General features: G+C 73.7%; 18 protein-coding genes. 6 read left to right on the forward strand and 12 right to left on the reverse strand.

Translation table 11 applies throughout. The features are described from left to right. Positions 1-17: 17 nt before the first annotated feature. From AC067U_RS07075 to AC067U_RS07085, 3 genes are read right to left on the reverse strand one after another with little or no spacing between them, the layout of a single operon-like run. Entirely contained in the window at positions 18-1,400 is a 1,383-nt protein-coding gene (locus AC067U_RS07075) for a bifunctional RNase H/acid phosphatase (protein WP_478828930.1), read from the reverse strand. Beyond that, positions 1,397-2,140, reverse strand: a complete 744-nt coding sequence (locus AC067U_RS07080) for a zinc ribbon domain-containing protein (protein ID WP_478828931.1) — start codon at positions 2,138-2,140, stop codon at positions 1,397-1,399. Before AC067U_RS07080 ends, AC067U_RS07075 begins: the two co-directional genes overlap by 4 nt. Then, positions 2,137-2,994, reverse strand: coding sequence for a Nif3-like dinuclear metal center hexameric protein (locus tag AC067U_RS07085; protein WP_478828619.1), 858 nt, complete (start codon positions 2,992-2,994; stop codon positions 2,137-2,139). The genes AC067U_RS07080 and AC067U_RS07085 overlap by 4 nt, the downstream gene beginning before the upstream one ends. Positions 2,995-3,260: 266 nt before the next feature. Between AC067U_RS07085 and AC067U_RS07090 the strand changes: the two genes are divergently transcribed. Then, positions 3,261-4,502 (forward strand): hypothetical protein, encoded by a 1,242-nt coding sequence (locus AC067U_RS07090; protein ID WP_478828620.1) that lies wholly within the window; start codon positions 3,261-3,263, stop codon positions 4,500-4,502. Between the two features lie 95 nt (positions 4,503-4,597). Here AC067U_RS07090 and AC067U_RS07095 read toward each other — a convergent pair whose 3' ends face one another. From AC067U_RS07095 to AC067U_RS07110, 4 genes are all read right to left on the reverse strand, one after another. Continuing rightward, positions 4,598-5,050: a hypothetical protein gene (locus AC067U_RS07095; protein ID WP_478828621.1), complete on the reverse strand. Its 453-nt coding sequence runs from the start codon at positions 5,048-5,050 to the stop codon at positions 4,598-4,600. Positions 5,051-5,471: 421 nt separating this feature from the next. After that, positions 5,472-6,413 (reverse strand): 3-oxoacyl-ACP reductase, encoded by a 942-nt coding sequence (locus AC067U_RS07100; protein ID WP_478828622.1) that lies wholly within the window; start codon positions 6,411-6,413, stop codon positions 5,472-5,474. A 32-nt stretch (positions 6,414-6,445) separates the two neighbouring features. Beyond that, positions 6,446-7,522, reverse strand: coding sequence for a Zn-dependent alcohol dehydrogenase (locus AC067U_RS07105; protein WP_478828623.1), 1,077 nt, complete (start codon positions 7,520-7,522; stop codon positions 6,446-6,448). 70 nt (positions 7,523-7,592) lie between these two features. Beyond that, complete coding sequence (locus tag AC067U_RS07110; protein ID WP_478828624.1) at positions 7,593-8,447, reverse strand: MaoC/PaaZ C-terminal domain-containing protein; 855 nt, start codon at positions 8,445-8,447, stop codon at positions 7,593-7,595. A gap of 228 nt (positions 8,448-8,675) precedes the next feature. Between AC067U_RS07110 and AC067U_RS07115 the strand changes: the two genes are divergently transcribed. Then, positions 8,676-9,032, forward strand: coding sequence for a response regulator (locus AC067U_RS07115; protein WP_478828932.1), 357 nt, complete (start codon positions 8,676-8,678; stop codon positions 9,030-9,032). Positions 9,033-9,064: 32 nt separating this feature from the next. On the opposite strand, the gene AC067U_RS07120 is transcribed toward AC067U_RS07115, so the two are convergent. From AC067U_RS07120 to AC067U_RS07140, 5 genes are all read right to left on the reverse strand, one after another. After that, the gene (locus AC067U_RS07120) at positions 9,065-10,252 is read right to left on the reverse strand and encodes a lipid-transfer protein (protein WP_478828933.1); all 1,188 of its coding nucleotides are present in this window, start codon (positions 10,250-10,252) and stop codon (positions 9,065-9,067) included. 24 nt (positions 10,253-10,276) lie between these two features. Then, a complete protein-coding gene (locus AC067U_RS07125; RefSeq protein ID WP_478828625.1) occupies positions 10,277-12,457 on the reverse strand; it encodes an acyl-CoA dehydrogenase in 2,181 nt (726 codons plus the stop codon). A gap of 133 nt (positions 12,458-12,590) precedes the next feature. Further along, positions 12,591-13,130: a hypothetical protein gene (locus AC067U_RS07130; RefSeq protein WP_478828626.1), complete on the reverse strand. Its 540-nt coding sequence runs from the start codon at positions 13,128-13,130 to the stop codon at positions 12,591-12,593. A 142-nt stretch (positions 13,131-13,272) separates the two neighbouring features. After that, positions 13,273-15,021 carry a serine/threonine-protein kinase gene (locus AC067U_RS07135; protein ID WP_478828627.1) on the reverse strand — a complete coding sequence of 583 codons (1,749 nt, stop codon included), beginning with the start codon at positions 15,019-15,021 and terminating at the stop codon, positions 13,273-13,275. A gap of 151 nt (positions 15,022-15,172) precedes the next feature. Next, positions 15,173-15,532, reverse strand: coding sequence for a hypothetical protein (locus tag AC067U_RS07140; RefSeq protein WP_478828628.1), 360 nt, complete (start codon positions 15,530-15,532; stop codon positions 15,173-15,175). A gap of 172 nt (positions 15,533-15,704) precedes the next feature. On the opposite strand from AC067U_RS07140, the gene AC067U_RS07145 reads away from it, so the two are divergent. The 4 genes from AC067U_RS07145 (at position 15,705) to AC067U_RS07160 (ending at position 19,210) form a co-directional block, all read left to right on the forward strand. Continuing rightward, positions 15,705-16,349 (forward strand): class I SAM-dependent methyltransferase, encoded by a 645-nt coding sequence (locus tag AC067U_RS07145; protein ID WP_478828629.1) that lies wholly within the window; start codon positions 15,705-15,707, stop codon positions 16,347-16,349. A gap of 86 nt (positions 16,350-16,435) precedes the next feature. After that, on the forward strand, positions 16,436-17,023 hold the full coding sequence (locus AC067U_RS07150) for a hypothetical protein (protein ID WP_478828630.1): 588 nt from the start codon (positions 16,436-16,438) through the stop codon (positions 17,021-17,023). Positions 17,024-17,194: 171 nt separating this feature from the next. Next, a complete protein-coding gene (locus tag AC067U_RS07155; RefSeq protein WP_478828631.1) occupies positions 17,195-18,256 on the forward strand; it encodes an N-acetylmuramoyl-L-alanine amidase in 1,062 nt (353 codons plus the stop codon). Positions 18,257-18,367: 111 nt separating this feature from the next. Continuing rightward, positions 18,368-19,210 carry a hypothetical protein gene (locus AC067U_RS07160; RefSeq protein ID WP_478828632.1) on the forward strand — a complete coding sequence of 281 codons (843 nt, stop codon included), beginning with the start codon at positions 18,368-18,370 and terminating at the stop codon, positions 19,208-19,210. Positions 19,211-19,316: the final 106 nt, after the last annotated feature.

The following is a 19,316-nucleotide window of genomic DNA, read 5'->3' on the forward strand; positions in this document are numbered from 1 at the left end:
CCGACCGCTGTGCCGCTCTACCGCAGGTGCGAGGTGTCGTTCAGCAGGCGGACCGAGGCGTTGCCGTCCGCGTAGTACGCCACCGCCGACAGCGAGGCCGCGGAGAGCTCCATCTTGAACAGGGCCTCCGGCGGGGCGCCGAGCGCGAGCCGCACCAGGGTCTTGACCGGGGTCACGTGGGTGACCAGCAGGACGGTCCGGCCGGCGTACGCGGCCAGCAGCCGGTCGCGGGCGGCCGAGACCCGGCGGGTGACGTGGCCGAAGCTTTCGCCGCCGCCGGTGGGGGCGGCCTTCGGGGAGTCCAGCCAGGCCTGCAGGTCGTCCGGGAAGCGGTCCTTGACCTCGGCGAAGGTCAGTCCCTCCCAGGCGCCGAAGTCGGTCTCGCGCAGGTCCTGTTCGACGGCCACCGGCAGCCCGAGGCGGTCGGCGACGGTCTGCGCGGTCTCCCGGCAGCGGCGCAGCGGGGAGCTCACGACGGCCTGGATGGTGCCGCGTGCGGCGAGGGCCGCCGCGACGGCCTCGGCCTGCCGGCGGCCGGCCGGGGACAGCTCGGGGTCGGTGCCGCCGCTGCCGGAGAACCGCTTCTCGGGGGTGAGGGCGGTCTCCCCGTGCCGCAGCAGCACGAAGGTGGCGGGCGTCCCGAGGTCGGGCGCGGCCCACCCGGCCGTCGGTGCGGCCGAGGTTCCGCGTGCGGCGGAGTCTCCCCGCGCCGGCGCGGGCACCGCGCCGGTGGCCGTGCCGGAAGCAGGGGAGCCGGCCTCCGGGCCGAAGAGCGCGTCGGCCGCCTCCACTTCGACGAGGGATCCGGCGGCGGCACCGGAAGCGGCGGGAGCTCCGGAGCCGCCGGTCCTGGCGCCGGCCAGCGCCGCGCGGGCCGCGGCCGCGCCGGCGGCCTGGTCGCCGGGCACGCCGGACGGCGGCGGGGTGGCCAGGGCCCGGGCCGCCCCGCGGTCCAGGGCGGCGGAGGAGTCCGCCGGCTTCCACTGCTCGCCGCGCCGTCCGGCGTCCATCGCCTCGTTGGCGAGCCGGTCCGCGTGCTTGTTCCGCTCGCGCGGGATCCACTCGTAGGTGACCTGCGCGGGCGGCAGGATCCGGGCCGCCGCGGCGGCCAGCGGCTTCATGTCGGGGTGCTTGATCTTCCAGCGGCCCGACATCTGCTCGACGACCAGCTTGGAGTCCATGCGGACGGTGACCTGCGCCTCCGGCGACAGCTCGCGCACCGCCGTCAGACCCGCGATCAGGCCCTTGTACTCCGCCACGTTGTTGGTGGCCACGCCGATGAACTCGGCGCGCTCGGCCAGCGGTTCACCGGTGGCCGCGTCCAGGACCACCGCGCCGTAGCCGGCGGGCCCCGGGTTGCCCCGGGAACCGCCGTCCGCTTCGACGATCAGCCGCATCAGATGCCCGAGTCGGCCGTACGCACCAGGATGCGGCCGCAGTTCTCGTGGCGCACCACCTTGTTGGCGGCCGCGGCCTTGACCTCGTTGATCTCGGAGAGGTCCAGTTCGAGCTGGCAGCCCAGGCAGCGCTTCTGGTACAGCTTCGCCGCGCCGATCCCGGCCTGCTTGGCGCGGATCTTCTCGTACAGGGCGATCAGGTCGGCGGGCACGGAGCCCACGACGATCTCGCGGTCCTTGGAGACCGCGGCGACCTCGGCGTCGATCTCGCCCGTGGCCGCGTTCCGGCGGGCCGTCGCGTCATCGGTCTTGGCCTGCAGGGCGGCGACCCGATCGGTCAGCTCGGCGACGCGCTCCTGCGCGGACTCGCGGCGCTCCATGACCTCCAGGACCACGTCCTCCAGGTCGCCCTGGCGCTTGGCGAGCGAGACGATCTCGCGCTGCAGGTTCTCCAGGTCCTTGGGCGAGGTGACCGCGCCGGAGTCCAGACGCTGCTGGTCACGGGCGGCCCGCTGGCGGACCTGGTCGACGTCCTGCTCGGCCTTGGTCTGCTCGCGGGCGGTGTCGCTCTCCTCGGTCTGCGCGGCGACGAGCAGGTCGCGCTGCTGGGAGAGGTCCTTGGTCAGGGAGTCGAGCTCGGCGTGCTCGGGCAGCGACTTGCGCTTGTGGGCGAGCTGCGACAGCCGGGTGTCCAGGGCCTGGACGTCGAGAAGTCGGATCTGGTCGGCGGGCTCGGCGTTCAGTTGGGGGCTCCAGGGATAGAGGGTGAGGTGGCGGACGGCGCGTGCACCGTCCAGGGGTCGGTGACCGTGCGCGACACGTGGGTACGCAGGCCCCAGCCGTGGCGCTCGGAGATCGCGTCGAGCTGGGCCGCGGCCTGCTCGCACCAGGGCCACTCGGTGGCCCAGTGGGCGGCGTCGACGAGGGCGAGCGGGCTCTGCTCGCGGGCCTCGGACACCGGGTGGTGGCGCAGGTCGGCGGTGAGGAAGACGTCCACCCCGGCGGCCCGTACCTGGTCGAAGAGACTGTCGCCGGAGCCTCCGCTGACGGCGACGGTACGGACCCGCGCGTCCGGGTCGCCGGCCACCCGGATGCCCTGCGCGGTGCGCGGCAGCCGGGCGGCGGCGCGGGCGGCGAACTCGCGCAGGGTCTCGGGGTGGTCCAGCTCGCAGATCCGGCCCAGGCCCCGGCGGCCCGCCGGGTCGGTCGGGTCGGGCACCAGGGGGCCCGTGACGCGCAGGTCCAGGGCGCCGGCCAGGGCGTCGGAGACGCCGGGGTCGGCGGTGTCGGAGTTGGTGTGCGCGACGTGCAGCGCGATGTCGTTCTTGATCAGGGTGTGCACGACCCGGCCCTTGAAGGTGCCGGCCGAGACGGTGGTGGTGCCGCGCAGGTAGAGGGGGTGGTGGGTGACGAGCAGGTCGGCGCCCAGCTTCACCGCCTCGTCGGCGATCTCCTGGACCGGGTCGACGGCGAACAGCACCCGGGAGACCTCGGCGTCCGGGTCGCCACAGACGGTTCCGACGGCGTCCCACTGCTCGGCCCGGGTGGGGGGCCAGAGGGAGTCGAGCGCGGCAATGACTTCAGAGAGACGAGGCACGGGCCAAGGCTACCGCCCGCCGCGGGCGCCCGGCCGCCCGGCGATCACAGCGGCGGCGGTGACCGGCCCGGGGTCCGGCCGTGACCCGGCGGGCGGGAACGGGGTCCGGGCCGGTCCCGGGCACCACCCGCACATCGCCCCAGCACAACCGCCTCGCCCCGCACAGGGGAACCGCCGGGCGGCCACCCTTATGTGTGAAGCGGAGTTGGTCGTGTTGTTCGGCAGGAAGTGCGAAAACTAGCTTCCTCACCGGAGGTGACGCACGGATGACTGCCTGTGCCGAAGCTACTGCCCCACGCTCCGCCGCCGACCGGGAACCCGTCCCGGAGCGGGAGCCCGCGGCCCCGGGGAACGCGGTGACCGCCCCGGACGCGGCGCACGCGCCGCACACGTCGAACACGTCGAGCACGTCGTTCACCTCGAACGCGTCGTTCACGATCGCCGCGGACGGGTCGTACGCCGCCCGGCTCGCCGGTACCGGCGACGCCCGTTACCCGGAGCGCTGGACCCTGGGCGGGCCCGAGCCCTACGCGGTACCGCTGCCGCTGGAGCAGCCTGAGGAGGCCGACAGCGAGGTGCTGCCGCTGGCCGACGGACGGGTACTGATCCACCGCCGGGTCGCCGACCGGCACTCCTTCGCCCTCCTCTATCCCACCGGCCCGGGCACCGGAGAGCTGGCGCTCGGCTCGGTGGAGGCCGCCGAGGGCCTGCGGCTGCGGCTGCTGCCGCCCGCTCCGGACGGGTGCGGCGCGTACGCGCTGGCCGTGGACGGCACCTCGACCACGGTGTGGCGGGTGGCGGGCGGCACCGGCGGCCCGGAGCAGGTCGCGCGGATCCAGGGCCGCTGCTCCGGCGGGGTCTGGCTGGACCGGACGGGCCGGCTGCTGGCCCTGGACCGGGAGCGGGCGGGACGGGTCAAGGCGGTCGCCGTGGACCTGGGACGCGGCGGGGAGGTGTCGCCGCTGCTGCAGATCGCCGACGCCAGCGACGACCGGCTGCTGCTGGCGGACCCCGACAGCGGGCTGCTGCTGATCCGCTCGGACGCGCCCGGCGAACCGCGGCTGGGCTGGGGTGTGCTGGGCAGCGCCCTGCCGGTCCGATTCCCGGAGTGCCTGCGGGCCGTGGGGGCGACGGCGGTGCCGTTCGCGGTGCAGCCGGGGCAGGTGCTGATGCCGGAGACCTGCGCGGTCGCGCTGCGCCTCGCGCCTCCGGCGGAGGCGGCGGCCGGCGGCACCGGGTTCGGCGGCTCCGGGGAGGCCCTGGCCCTGTGGCGGCCCACCGACCGGTACGTGTTCCGGCTCGGCGCCCCGGCCGGCTGGCTGGGCGGTACGGGCCTGTGGACCCGCGAGGGCCGGCTGAGGCTCCCGTACGCCGTCCCGGGCGTGCCGTGCGGCGTCGCCTCGCTGGGCATGCCGGATTGCCCGCCGGCCCCGGTGCGCATCACCCCGCCCCCGGCGGCCCCGAAACCGGTCCCGCTCCAGCAGGCGCCGCTGGCCGCCACGGCGTAGACGGCGTGGCGTAGACGGCGCGGGGACGCCGCGTCGTCGCGCACGTCCGGTCTCCGGGCTCCCCCCGGAGAGCAGCCGTGTGCGTCCGCGGTGCGTCAGCCCGGGTGCCCTGCGACGAGGGCCTGCAACCTCCCGTGCTGCTTCTGCGGGAGGTCCGCCGGGACCCGGCCGTAATACGTCGCGAGCACTCCGCCGGTACGGACGACGGTGACGGGCACGACCTCGTTCATCGGGATGTCCGGCACGTGCCAACTGAAGGCGGCGCTGTCGTCCCCGACGGCCGGTGCCGGGAGCTCCACCACGCGGATGCGTTCGGACTGACTGCCGTACGACTGGGTGTAGACCATGAACGCGGCGCACACCGGCAGGGCCTTCTTGAGGGACTCCATCACCGCCGATGCCTCGGCAACGCCGTAACTGGACAGGTGGAGGAGATGGAGCTCCTTGAAGTCACGGTTCTTCCCCGACACGTCACTCCGCGGCAGCACGTCGGCGCTGACCCGTGCGGCCGGCCGGTGCAGTGTCCGGTCCAGTTCGAAGTCGACCAACGCCCGGCATTCCTCGGAGTCGACCCCGCTGCTCGGAGCGGCCCCGTCCGGGGTGCCCTCCGGCGCGCGGGGCACAACGACACGGCCCGGCCACGCCTTCCTGGAAGGCAGCCCGGACCTCAGGTCGTCCCAGGTCAACGGCTCCGCAAGCGGTGCCTGGTGCCGTTGCTGCCCGGCCGCGGGCTGCTCTGCGGGCGCACGGGACGTGCCGGCGGTCGCACATCCGGCCAGGACGACGACTGCCGTCGCCCGACGCCCGAGGCGTCGTATCCGATGCCCCATCCCGACGACCCCGTCCTCCGCACTCGTGGCAGGCAGTGGGTCCGGCCCTCCGACCGCCTGTGTCACGCGGTCACGATAGCCGCCCGGACGAGGGGACGGTGCCGTCGTCCGGGCCGCGCCCCAAGCCGCCCCTTACGGACTAGTCGTGCTTGAGGCCGAGTACCTCCACCGCGGCGAAGGTCTCCCCCGCCGGGCGGGACTCGTAGTGCGGGGTGAGCACCTCGTCGAGTTCCTCGAAGGAGAAGGACTCCTTCGTGGTGTCGAACTTGGCGGCCACCCGGGGCCGCTCCATCACGACCACGATCCCGCCGTGCACCACGAACAGCTGCCCGTTGGCCTTGGCCGCGGCCGGCGAGGCCAGGTAGCCGACCAGCGGGGAGACGTGCTCGGGCGCGAGCGCGTCCAGCTTCCCCTCATCGGGGACCTGGAAGCCCGCGAACACGTCCTCGGTCATCCGGGTGCGGGCCCGCGGGCAGATCGCGTTGGCCGTGACCCCGTACTTGGCCAGGGCCAGCGCGGTGGAGGTGGTGAGGCCCACGATCCCGCCCTTGGCCGCGGCGTAGTTCGGCTGCCCGGCCGATCCGCCGAGGAACGCCTCCGAGGAGGTGTTGATGATCCGGCCGTAGACCGGGCCGCCCGCCTCCTTGGACCGCTCCCGCCAGTGCGCCGACGCGAAGTGCGTGGTGTTGAAGTGACCCTTGAGGTGGACCCGGATCACCGAGTCCCACTCCTCCTCCGACATCGAGAAGACCATCCGGTCCCGCAGGATGCCGGCGTTGTTGACCAGGATGTCGAGCTTGCCGAAGCTGCTCACGGCCAGCTCGACGAGCTCCCGCGCCTGGTCGAAGTCGGCCACGTCACCGAGGTGCGCCACCGCCCGCCCGCCCGCCGCCTCGATCTCCGCGACGACCTCCTCGGCCGGTGCGGCCGAGGCCTCCCCGGAGCCGTCGCGGCCGGGCCGGCCGTAGTCGTTGACGACCACGCTCGCGCCGAGCCGGGCGAGTTCGACCGCCTCGGCCCGGCCGAGCCCGCGGCCGGCCCCCGTCACGACGGCGGAGAGTCCTTCGAGTGGCAGTGCCATGGAGCCGTTCCTCCCGGGATTCGATTCTTCGGTCAGATCTCTATGCAGGTGCGCAGGGCCACACCCGTACGCATCTGGTCGAGCGCGTCGTTGATCTCGGGCAGTTGCACCCGGTGGGTGATCAGACCCGCGAGGTCGATCCGGCCCGCCCGCCACAGCGAGATGGTCCGCTCGTAGGAGCGGAGCACGTCCCCGCCGCCGTACATGGAGGGCAGGATCCGCTTCTCGTCGAAGAACAGCGAGAACATGTTGACCTGGAAGTCGTCGTCCATGGCACCGGCTCCGACCACGCAGACGGTGCCGCCCCGCCGGGTCATCTCGTAGGCGGTCCGGGCGGTCGCGGACTTGCCGACCACCTCGAAGACGTAGTCGAAGCCCTCGCCGCCGGTGATCCGGTTCTTGGCGTCGCCGAAGGCTTCCGGGGCGACCGCCTCGGTGGCACCGAACTTGAGCGCCGCCTCGCGCCGCGACTCCACCGGGTCCACCGCGATGATCTGCGAGGCACCCTGCACCTTGGCGCCCTGGATCACCGAGATGCCGACCCCGCCGCACCCGACCACGGCGACCGAGGAACCCGCTTCCACCTTGGCCGTGTTGATGGCCGCACCGAGGCCGGTGGTGACCCCGCAGCCGATCAGGGCGGCGATGTCGAAGGGCAGGTCGTCCGGTATGGGGATGGCGCAGTTGGCGGGCACCACCATCTCCTCGGCGAAGGTGCCGGTGCCGGCGAAGCCGAAGACGTCCCCGGTGCCGCGCCGGAAGTTGGGGGTGACCACGTTCCCGAAGCTCTCCAGGCACAGGTGGCCCTGGCCGCGCTTGCAGGCGGGGCAGTGGCCGCACGGCGGCAGCCAGCAGACCAGGACCCGGTCGCCCTCCTGGTGGCCGGTCACCCCGTCACCGATGTCGGTGATCACACCCGCTCCCTCGTGGCCCGGGATGAAGGGCGCGGGCTGCGGCAGCACGCCGTTCATCGCGGAGAGGTCGGAGTGGCAGAGCCCGGTCGCCTTGATCCGGATCCTCACCTTGCCGGGGCCGAAGCCCACGGCCTGCATGTCCTCCACGACTTCGAGCTTGTCCTGGCCGATCTCGCTCTGCAGTGCTGCGCGCACGGTGCGGCTCCTTGGGTCGGTCGGTCGTGCGGGATTCCTTGCCTGCGGCTCTCCGGGCTCGCCGGCCCGGTCAGGCGTGTGTGACGACGGTGTCGGCGAGGACCGGCGCGTCGTCCCGGTCGGCGGCCGTCACCGACACCTGGACGCGGCCGGGCTCCTGCCACATCCGCATGCGCAGCGTCTCGCCGGGGAACACGATTCCGGCGAACCGCGTCCGGTAGGAGGTCACCCGCGACACGTCCCCGCCCAGGGCGGTGTCCACCACGGCCTTGAGGGTCATGCCGTACGAGCACAGGCCGTGCAGGATCGGCCGGTCGAAGCCGGCCGTCTTGGCGAACTCGGGGTCGGCGTGGAGCGGGTTCCAGTCACCGGAGAGCCGGTAGAGCAGGGCCTGCTCCTCGCGGATCAGCCGCTCCTCGGTCCGGTCGGGTGCCCGCTCGGGCAGCTCCATCCGCTCGGAGGGACCGCGCTCCCCGCCGAACCCGCCCTCTCCGCGGACGAAGATCTGCGCGTCGGAGGTCCACAGCGGGCCGTCGGCGTCGGCGACCTCGGAGCGCAGCACGATGACGGCCGCCTTGCCCTTGTCGTAGACGGCGGCGACCTTGGAGCTGGAGGTGGCCTTGCCCTTGACCGGGATCGGGCGGTGCAGCTCGATGGAGTGCCCGCCGTGCAGCACGGCGGCGAGGTTGACCTCGATCCCCGGTGCGCCGAGCCCGCCCAGCATGGCCATTCCGGCGCCGGCCACCGTCGCGAAGCTCGGCAGCACGTGCAGCTTGGACTCCAGGGTGTAGCGCAGCTCGTCCGGGTCGGTCGCGGGGCGGCCGGCCCCCAGCCCGAGGTGGTAGAGCTGGATGTCCTTGTGGTCCCACTCGATCTCGCTGCGGCGGGGATCGGCGGCAAGGGCCTTGGCGGCATCGATCGGCATGAGGATGCTGCTCCTTGTTCCTTTTGGAAGACCCCGGTGCGGCCGTCCGCACCGTCGGCCGCACCGGGGTCGTATGCGGACCGGAGTCCCGAGGCGTTTCTGAAACGCGTTCTATCTGCTCCGGTGAGGGAATGTATAACGCACGTCCCGGCACTTGGGAAGACTGCTGACGTCATGTCAGATCGGGCGCCGGGAGGGGGCCTGACCTACCCTGGGCGGGTGGACGAAATGCCCCGGGACCCCCGCCCCGCCAAGTCCCTGCGGGTCCTGTTGGTTCCGCCCGACCCGGCCCTGGCGGTCCTGCTCGCCCTCCAGCCGGACATCGAGGTGGTCCCCTCGCCGATGCAGCGCCCCCAGGTGGCCCTGGTCGACTCGGTCGCCGCGGTCGAAGCGCTGGCGGCGGAGGAACCGGAGTGCCGGGCCCTGGTCCTGACGGGCCGGGCCCGGCCCGGACTGCCGGAGGCCGCGCTCACCGCCGGCGCGGCGGGCGTGGTCCTCCGTGACGGCCCGGTCGAGGACCTCGCGGCCGCCCTGCGCGCGGCCTCCACGGGCGAGACGGTCGTCGACCCGGTCCTCGACGTCTGACCCCGGGCGCGCCGACACGGGAGCGGGCGCCGTCAGCGCCGCAGCAGGGTCACCACCGCCGCGCCGCCCAGTCCGATGTTGTGGGCCAGGCCCACCCTCGCGCCGGCGACCTGGCGCGGGCCCGCCGTGCCGCGCAGCTGCCAGACCAGTTCCGCCGCCTGCGCCAGCCCGGTCGCGCCCAGCGGATGGCCCTTCGAGATCAGACCGCCCGACGGATTGACCACCCAGCGCCCGCCGTACGTCGTGGCTCCCGACTCCACGAGCTTCCCCGAGGCGCCGTCCTCGCACATGCCCAGCGCCTCGTAGGTGAGCAGCTCGTTGACCGAGAAGCAGTCGTGCAGCTCGATCACGTCCACGTCCTCGATGCCGAGTCCGGAGCGCTCGTAGACCCGGCGCGCGGCCGCCGCCGTCATCGGCTTGCCGACCACGTCGATGCACGAGCCGGAGGCGAAGGACTCCTCGGTGTCCGTGGTCATCGCCTGCGCCACGATCTCCACCGCCGCATCGTGCAGCCCGTGCGCCACCACGAACCGCTCCGAGACCACCAGCGCCGCGGCCGCGCCGTCCGAGGTCGGCGAGCACTGCAGCTTCGTCAGCGGCCGGTGGATCTCCTTCGCCGCCAGGATCTCCTCGACCGTGTAGACGTCCTGGAACTGCGCGTTCGGGTTGTCCGCGCTGTGCCGGTGGTTCTTGGCGCCGACCGCCGCCAGCTGCGCGGCCGTGGTGCCGTACCGGTCCATGTGCTCGCGCGCCGCGTTCCCGAAGATCTGCGCGGTGGGCGGGGACATCTCGAAGCCGTGCCCGGCCGCCATGATCCCGTAGTGCCGGGCCACCGGGGAGGTCTTGAAGTCTCCGCCGTCGGCCCCGCCGCCCAGCGCACCCCTCTTCATCTTCTCGAAGCCGAGCGCGAGCACGCAGTCGCTGATCCCGCCCTCGACGAACTGCCGGGCCGTCATCAGCGCCGTCGAGCCGGTCGCGCAGTTGTTGTTGAGGTTGTAGACCGGCACCCCGGTCAGCCCCAGCTCGTAGGCGGCCCGCTGCCCGGCGGTGGACGCCTGGAAGCAGTACCCGGCCGCGACCTGCTCGACCAGCCCGTAGTCGATGCCCGTGTCGGCGAGTGCCGCCGTCCCGGCTTCCTTCGCCATGTCCCAGTACTGCCAGTCCCGCGACTCCGGCTTCTCGAACCTGGTCATGCCGACACCGACGATGTACGACTTCATGCCTGACATCTCCTGTTCCTCGGGTCAGTCCCTGGGGAGGCCGAGGATCCGCTCGGCCACGACGTTCAGCTGCACCTGCGTGGTCCCGCCCGCGATGGTCAGGCAGCGCGACATCAGCACTCCGTGCACCGCCCGCTCGCCCGCACCCTCGGACACCGCGCCGGCCGGCCCGAGCAGCTCCAGCGCGAGTTCCGCCGTCCGCTGCTGGTGCGGGGTCTGCACGAGCTTCCGTACGGACGCACCCGCGCCCGGCTCCAGCCCGGACACCTGCTGGAGGGTGGTGCGCAGCCCGATGCAGGCCAGCGCGTGGGCCTCGGCGGCCAGCGCGCCTATCCGGGCCCGGTACGCCCCGTCCAGTTCGGCGGAGCGGGCGATCAGCGCCTCCAGCCCGGTGTCGAAGGCCATCTGGTCGGCCATGTGGACCCGCTCGTTGCCGAGGGTGTTGCGGGCCACCCGCCAGCCGCCGTCCGGCTCGCCCACCAGCGCCTCCGCCGGGAGGGGGACGTCGTCGAAGTACACCTCGTTGAACAGGGCCTCGCCGGTGATCTCCTTGAGCGGCCGGACGTCGATGCCCGGGGTGTTCTTCATGTCGACGACGAAGTAGCCGAGTCCCTTGTGTTTGGGGGCGGCCGGGTCGGTGCGGGCGAGCAGGATGCCGTGGTCGGCGGTGTGCGCGGAACTCGTCCACACCTTCTGTCCGTTGACCAGCCAGCCGCCCTCCGGCGTGCGCTCGGCCCTGGTCCGCAGCGAGGCCAGGTCCGAGCCGGCACCCGGCTCCGAGAACAACTGGCACCAGGTGGTCTCCCCGCGCAGGGTGGGCAGGACGTAGCGCTCCCGCTGCTCCGGGGTGCCGTAGGCGAGCAGCGAGGGCACCACCCAGGTGGCGATGCCGAGCTCGGCGAGCCTCACCCCGGCGGCGGCCAGTTCCTGCTGGATGACGAGCTGTTCGACGGGCCCCGCCCCGAGCCCGTACGGCGGCGGCAGGTAGGGGGCCGCGTAGCCGGTGGGGGCGAGCACCCGGCGGGCGGCGACCGGGTCCAGGCCGCGCGCGTCCTGGATGGCCTCGCGGGCCCTGGCCCGGTACGCCTCGGCCTCCTCGGGCAGTTCCAGGCGCAGTTCACGGCGGGTGCCGGCAGCCGCCAGCCGTACGGCGCGCACCCGGTGCCCGTCACCGGGGCCGAGCAGCTGCCGGGCGGTCAGGGCCCGGCGGAGGTGGATGTGCGCGTCGTGCTCCCAGGTGAAGCCGATCCCGCCGAGGACCTGGATGCAGTCCTTGGCGCAGGACCAGGCGGCGTCCAGCGCGGTCCCGGCGGCCAGGGCCGTGACCAGCGCCCGGACCTCGGCGGGAGCCTCGGTCCCGGCGGCCGTCGCCGCGGCCGTCCCGGCGACCGTCGCGGCGTCCCAGGTGAGCGCGCGGGCCTGCTCGACCCGGACCAGCATGTCCGCGCACAGGTGCTTGATGCCCTGGAACTGCCCGATGGGCCGTCCGAACTGCTCGCGCACCTTGGCGTAGGAGGCTGCCGTCCGGAGGGCCCAGGCCGCGGTGCCGCAGGCGTCGGCGGCGAACAGGGCGCAGGCCAGGTCCCGTACGAGGGCGGCGTCGAGCGCGAGCAGCCGCCCGGCCGGTACGGCGGCCCCGCGCGCCCGCACCTCGGCGGTCGGCCGGGTGGGGTCCGCGCTGTCGTGCGTACGGACGTCCAGCGCGGCGGCGTCCACTGCGAACCAGAGGGTGCCGTGCGCGGCCTCGGCGGCGAGGAGCAGGAGATCGGCCTCGCCGGCGCCCAGCACCGGGGGTGCGGTGCCGTCGAGGAGGTGCCCGCCGCCTTCGACCGCGACGGCGGTCATGCTGCCGGAGCCGAGTGCGACGGCACCGATCCGGCTGCCGTCGGCGAGGGCGGCGGCGAGGTCGTCGGCGCCGGCCCGGTGCAGCAGCGCGGAGGCGAGCGCGCTGGGCAGGAACGGCCCGGGCAGCGCCCCCAGCGCGGCCTCCTCGACGACGACGGCGAGTTCGAGCAGGGTGCCGCCCTCCAGGTGCGGGGCGAGCAGCCCCTGCGCGGCGAGCGCGTCCCACCAGCCGGGCCGGCCGCCGGTCCGCGGGGGACCGTCGAGCAGCTTCCGCACGTCCTCGGGCGGCACGGTCCGCGCCACCCACCCGCGCACGGCCCCGGCCAACTCCCGGTGCTCTTGCGTGATTCCGATGCCCATGCGCGGCAGAGTAGAACACGTTCCAATCTGACGGAAGGTCAGATACGTGGGTTCTTGGGCGCCCCCTCGGCACGGTCGGCCCGTGTCTCACACCGGTACCGGTGTGAGTACCGGTGCCGGTACCGGCCGGCGGCTACTCCGCACCCCACAGTGGGGCGAGGGGATCCGAGGCGAGCGCGACCGGCTCGGCCAGGGCCTCGTCGTAGACCGGGCGCGGAAAGACGTACGGCCCCAGGGGCAGTTCACCCCACTGCGGCCGGTGGGGCTGGTGGAAGCCGGACCAGGTGACCTCCGTCGCCGTGGCACGGACCGTGGCGAGCAGGGGCCAGCAGGCGTCGATCCCGCACGAACAGCCCAGCAGGCACACGGCTCCGGTGTCCTGGTGGCGGAGATCCGGCTGGGCGTCGCCCAGGAAGTGGGCCCGGGCCCGAGCGCCGTCGGCGTCCAGGTGCAGCGGGGCGTGCTGGCGCAGCAGGAACTCCTCGCGCTCCTGCGGGGTGTCGTCGTCCTCGTCGAGCTCCTTGCCCCAGAGCGCGCGCGTCGCGTCCGCGACCAGGACACGCAGATCAGTGCCGTCGATACGGATACCCCAGGCCATGAGGTGCGGGTATCCGGGGTGGGGGTGACGCAGGAACTCCACCCGGTGCGTGACGGTGACGGTCGGTGTGTACATACGCCCCATCCTGCGGCGCCCACCCGACCGGCACCACCGACTATCGCCGCGACGGGCCGGACACCGAGCCCGGGGCCGGGCGGCCCGGCCAGGCCCGGTCCGTTCACATCCGAGCCGGGCCAGGCATCGGAGACCCGCCGGCTCAGCGCCGCAGGGCGTTCAGAGCGGTCCGGGCCAGCTGCTTGGCGTCTTCCTCACACTTCTCCCCGGGGTGCTTCGACGTGCCGAGCGTCACTCGTACCGCCACAGCGGCGTCGCGAACGTTGAGGGCACAGCCTTCGTTGTATCCGGGGGTGTCCCAGTACGCCTCCTCCCCGACCCCGAGATCGGACACCGCCTGCCCTCCGGCGGCCGCCGCCTCGGCGAAGTTCTTCTCCTGGGCCGTCTTCGCATCACCGGACTCTCCCCCGGCCAGCAGCTCATCCCATCGGATCACCTCGCTCGGCGAGGCCGAGGCCGTCCCGTACCAGGTACATCTCGTCTGCACGCGGCGGGGCTCCGCGGAGTAGAAATCGTGGTCCGCCGACCGGTCCGGCGGCAGTTTGCCGGCCATCTCCGCGCAGGTCCCCACCCTCTCGTAGTCCGCCCCTGCGGACCACAGCGCGTACGCGCCCCACGCGATGACACCCGCCGCGAGCACACCGGCGACCGTGAGCCCCGTGAACAGGGCGGAGCGCGGGCGCTGCGGGAGGAACCGCCGGCCCTCCGGATTCGCACCCTCAGCCGACGCGGTGCTCCGCGCTGCCGTGGACGGCCCGGCGGGCACCTCGACAGGCGGTTCCGGGGTCACCGGGGCGGGCACCGGCTGCGGAGACACTGCCGTCGGCTCCAGGACCGGCTCCGGCGAGCCCGCCCCGCCCGAAGAGCCGGCGCCGGGGGCGGGGAAAGGGGCGGGGGCGTCGGGGATGGGGACGACGCCAGGGACGGCCTTGAGGGCAGGCTCCGGCTCCGGCTCCGGCTCCGGCTCCGGCTCCGGCTCCGGCAACGACTCCCCGGGCGCGACGCCCAGCAGGCGGTCGATGTCCGCCCGCTGCGCGGCGATCATCCCGAACACGGCGGGCGGCCACTGCCGGCCCACCGGGGCGACCGGCCCCAGCAGTTCGAGCAGCTGCACCGGGGTCGGCCGGGCGGCCGGGTCCTTGGCCAGGCACCGGGCGACGACCGGCCGGATGCCCTCCGGCACCCCGCTCAGGTCCGGTTCCGCGTGCACCACGTCGTAGAGGGTCTGCAGGGTCGACTCCCCCGCGAAGGGACTCCGGCCGGTGGCCGCCATGACCAGGACGGAGCCCAGCGAGAACACGTCACTGGCCGGGGTGAGCTCCTTGCTCTCGGCCTGCTCCGGCGACATGAACGCGGGCGAGCCGATCACCCAGCCGGTCCGGGTGAGCCCGGTGCTGCCCTCGCCCTCGACCACCCGCGCGATACCGAAGTCGATGACCCGTACGCCGTCCTCGGCCAGCAGGACGTTGTCGGGCTTGAGGTCCCGGTGGATCAGCCCGGCCCGGTGCACCTCAGCCAGCGCCGTGGCCAGTCCGGCCGCGAGCCGCCGTACGAGCCCCTCGGGCAGCGCCCCGACCGCTCCGACGGCGGCGCCCAGCGACGGCCCGGCGACGAACACCGAGGCCAGCCACGGCGCCGGCGCGTCGGCATCCACCCCGATCACGGCCGCCGTGTAGGCACCGGACACCTTGCGGGAGGCCGCGACCTCGCGCCGGAACCGGACCCGGAACCCGTCGTCGTGGGCGAACCGGGCGTGCACCTGTTTGACCGCGACGAGCCGCCCGTCCGGAGCGGCCCCCAGCAGCACCCGGCCCATACCGCCCTGCCCGAGCACCGCGAGGATCCGGAACCGCCCCACCTGCGCGGGATCGTCCGGCCCCAATGCCTCCATCGTTCCTCCCCTGGGCCCTCGGCCTTCCCACATCCAAGCGTTCGAGGAGGGGGCCGCGCAGCGGGATGACCGAATCCCCGGCCCGCCGCGTCCGCCGTCGTCCCGAGGTCACCGGGCCGTACCGGCCGGCGGCCGGCGGCCGGCGGCGGGGTCAGGCCAGATTGACGTACAGGACGTCCACCCTGAGGCGCAGATCGCGCGGCCAGTCGACGTGCGCACGGAAGGTGACGGTGTTCGTGCCCGGGGCGACGTTGTGGACGGTGAAGCCCGAGGCGCCGACGAAGGGCATGTCGTCCTCACTCCGCAACTCGGTCAGGGACACGAACACCCTGCTGCTCGGACGCACGCCGTTGAGGGCGAACGTCTGCGTGAACATGCCGTGGGCCCAGTACTCGAAACTGGCGGTACCCAGTACCGGGGTGTACCCGTCCATCAGTGTGGGCCAGCGCTCCCAGCTCACCGTGCTGCCCGGGATGGGGGCAACACCCGCCTGCTGATCCGCTTCAGCCACGTCGACCACCTCTCACTCTCCCCCACTCGGAGTGATCATTCCATCACCCCGAGTGGCGGGCATGGGTGACATCCCGCTCCGCCGGACCCCGTCGGGCCCCCGCCATGGACCCCTACCGGACGGTAGGGCAGCATGAGCCCCGCACCGTCCACCACGCACCGCCGGAGGCACCATGGCCGCCGCCCCCAAGCCGGAGATCCTCGCCGCCTTCGAAGCGGCCAAGGGGTTCATGCCCGTACGCGAAGGCCTCGCGCTGTACGAAGCCGCGGCCGGGGCCGCGCGGCTGGGGCTGCCGCTCCTGGAGGTCGGCACGTACTGCGGGCGCTCGACCATCCTGCTCGCCGACGCCGCCCGGGAGGCGGGGGTCGCCGCGATCACCGTCGACCACCACCGGGGCAGCGAGGAGCAGCAGCCGGGCTGGGAGTACCACGACCCCACCGTCGTGGACCCGGAGATCGGCCTGATGGACACCCTGCCGACCTTCCGCCGGACCCTCCACCGGGCCGGCCTGGAGGAGCACGTGATCGCGATCGTCGGGCGCTCCCCGCAGGTCGCGGCGGCCTGGGGCGGCCCGCTGGGCTTCGTGTTCATCGACGGCGGCCACACGGACGAGCACGCCACCGGAGACTACGAGGGCTGGGCCCCGCACCTGGCCGAGGGCGGCGTCCTCGCCATCCACGACGTCTTCCCCGACCCGGCGGACGGCGGCCAGGCCCCCTACCGCGTCTACTGCCGCGCCCTCGCCTCCGGCTCCTTCGAGGAGATCTCGGTCACCGACTCCCTCCGCATCCTGCGCCGTACGGCGCCGGGCATCTAGCGCCGGGCCAGGGGGGCCGACGGCGACACGCCGCCGTCGGCGCAACGTGGTCGACTCCCGGGTCCGGCCTCGCCACGCTGTGACCGATGGAGCCCGCCGATGCCACCGATCCCCCGCCACCACGCCGCCGCCTCGGCTGGTTCCTCAGCCACCCCGGCTGGACGGGCGTCGGCGTCATCCTGACCTTCGGGCTGGGCATCGGCACCGCGTTCGACCTCTTCGGCGGGGAGAACCGGCCCGACGTGCCCCCACCGGCGACTTCCCCTCCCCCACGCACCTCGGATCCGTCCCTCTCCGGTGCCTGGTTGGGCGAAGTCAAGGGCGGGGGCCTCACCATCACGGTCACGGCCGTACAGAGAACCCCGGAGAACTCCCTCCGCCTGCGCGTACGGGTCGTCAACCATTCCGCGCAGAGCCGGGTCCTGCCGGTCTTCGACAACTTCACCGGCCACGACGACCAGGGGCAGGTCTACACCCCGTTGAACGACCCCGCCCGCACCCAATGGCCTGCGAACCTTCCGCCGCACGGGTCGTTCACCGGGATCATCGAGACCTGGGAAGGTCCCCGGCCGGAGGCCAGGTACCTCAGGGTCGTCTTCAGCCGGGTCCAGGGTGAAGGCGCCACCACACCGCCCGACGGCCTCGCCATCTCCGGCATCGTCCTGCCCGCCTGACCCCAGGGCAGAACGCCGGCCCCGGGCCGTCGGTGCCCCCGCCGACCCCGCCCCGACCCCTCTCCCGCCCCGCCCCACCGCGGGCGGCGGGCCTCCGGGAAGGGCGGGTGCCCCGCCCCCGGATGGCCCAGGGTGCGTACAGGGGCCCGTTTCGCGGTCTAGCATCACGACGTGCCGTACGACGACAGCCCCCCGCCCCCGGAGTCCGCTTCCGCCGTGAGCCCGGACCGGCCCTGGTTCGCGCGCCGCTCGACGCTCGCCGTCTGTGCGGCGGCCCTGGCGCCGACGATCCTGGCCGGCTGGGTCCTCGTCCAGGTGACGGGCGGAGGCGGGTCCGAGGACCAGTCCCCGCCGCGGGTGATGCCGCTCCCGGTCTCCCACTCCGCCACCCCCTCCGCCCCGGCCGACGCCAAGGCGAGCGGGACCCCCGCCGCCCCGAGCACGAGCGCGAGCCCGGGCGCGAGCCCGGAGACGGCGGCCGGCCCGGGTACGGCCGCGGGCACGGGTTCGGGCGCGGCGAGTACGACGCCGTCACCGGGCAGCGGCGCGCCCGCCACCGGCCCGCTGGCCGGCAAGACCGTGGTCATCGACCCCGGCCACAACACCGGCAACTTCAAGCACTCCCGCGAGATCAACCAGCAGGTGAACATCGGCACCGGGCGCAAGGAGTGCGACACCACCGGCACCACCACCAACTCGGGCTACCAGGAAGCCGAGTTCACCATGGACGTGTCACGGCGCATCAAGGCGGTTCTCGAAGCCCGCGGCATCCGCGTGGTGTTCACGCACACCGCAGAGCGCCCCTTCGGCCCCTGCATCGACGAACGCGCCCGGATCGGCAACGAGCGGCAGGCCGCCGCCGTGGTCTCCGTCCACGCCGACGGCTCCTCCGCCGGCAACCGCGGGTTCCACGTCATCCTCCCGGCCCGGGTGAAGGGCGGCGCGGCCGACACCGCCCCCATCGTCGGCCCCTCCCGCGAGCTCGGCGAGCGCATCGTCGGGAACTTCGTCCGCAACACCTCCATGGCTCCCTCCAACTACGTCGGCGGCGGTACCGGTTTGGTGGTCCGCGACGATCTCGGAGGTCTCAATCTGTCCACGCAGCCCAAGGTGTTCGTCGAATGCGGCAATATGCGTGACGCCAAGGACGCGGCGCTGCTGACGGATCCGCAGTGGCGGCAACGCGCGGCACAGGGCATCGCGGACGGCATCGTCGGCTTTCTCGGGGGCTGAGACAGGGTAGGGATCGGGCACCGGGTGCCCCGACCCCCTCGGACCCGGACCCGGGAAACATCCGTACGATGGTCCCCGCCCGCGACCGAGACCGAGAAGGACACCTACGAAGTGAACATCCGCTCCCTCACTCGAGGCGACGGCGTGGTGATCGGAGCAGCGGTGCTGCTGTTCATCGCCTCGTTCCTCGACTACTACTCCGCCGACGGACTGGACCTCCCCAGCGCCTGGGACACCGACGTCTACGGTCTGGCCCTGCCGACCGTCTTCCTGCTCGGCTTCGCGGCCACAGGACTGATCGTCGCCTCGCGCTTCCTGCCCGAGGGCCGCAAGCTCGCCGGCATCCCGCTGGCGGCCTGGGGCACCGTACTCGCCGTCGCATCGGCCTGGTCCGCGCTGTGGGCGATGATCATCGCCCCGGACAACGCCGACCTGGGTCCCGGCGTCATCCTCTCCTTCCTCGGCGCACTCGCCCTGGCCGGCGGTGCCATCGCCGGCCCGAAGGTCGCGGCGCTGAGCGCCCCGCTCGTGTCCGCCCCGGCCCCCGGCGCGCACCCGCAGTACGGCGCCCAGCCCGGCCAGCAGCTCGGCCAGCCCGGCGCCGGCTACGGCTACCCCGGCGGCCAGCAGCCGTACGGCAACACCCCGCAGCCGGTGCCCCCGTACGGCGGCCAGGAGCACACCCCGGCGTCCGCGCCGGTGCCGGGCCCGCAGGACGCGCAGCCGATGCAGGAGCCCGCGCCGGTGCCGGCCGCGGACTTCACCCCGTTCTGGTTCGCGGTGCCGGTGGCCCGCCCCCTCTTCCCGGAGGACGGCTCCCCCAACCCGATCGCCGAACTCGCCCCCGGTACCTGGTACCTGGCGGTGGAGCAGCGCGGTGCGGCCCTGGTCGCGCAGACCCAGGACAACCGCCGAGGTGTCCTGAACGACACCTCCGGCATCCAGCGCGGCTGACGCCCGGCGCACCTCCCGAGCACCACCCGACAACGGCCCCTTGCCCCTTCCGGCAAGGGGCCGTTGCCCTTACAGTCACCCCTTGCAGTCAACTGACGTCTCGTCA

Source organism: Streptomyces sp. NPDC043853, from assembly GCF_056436025.1.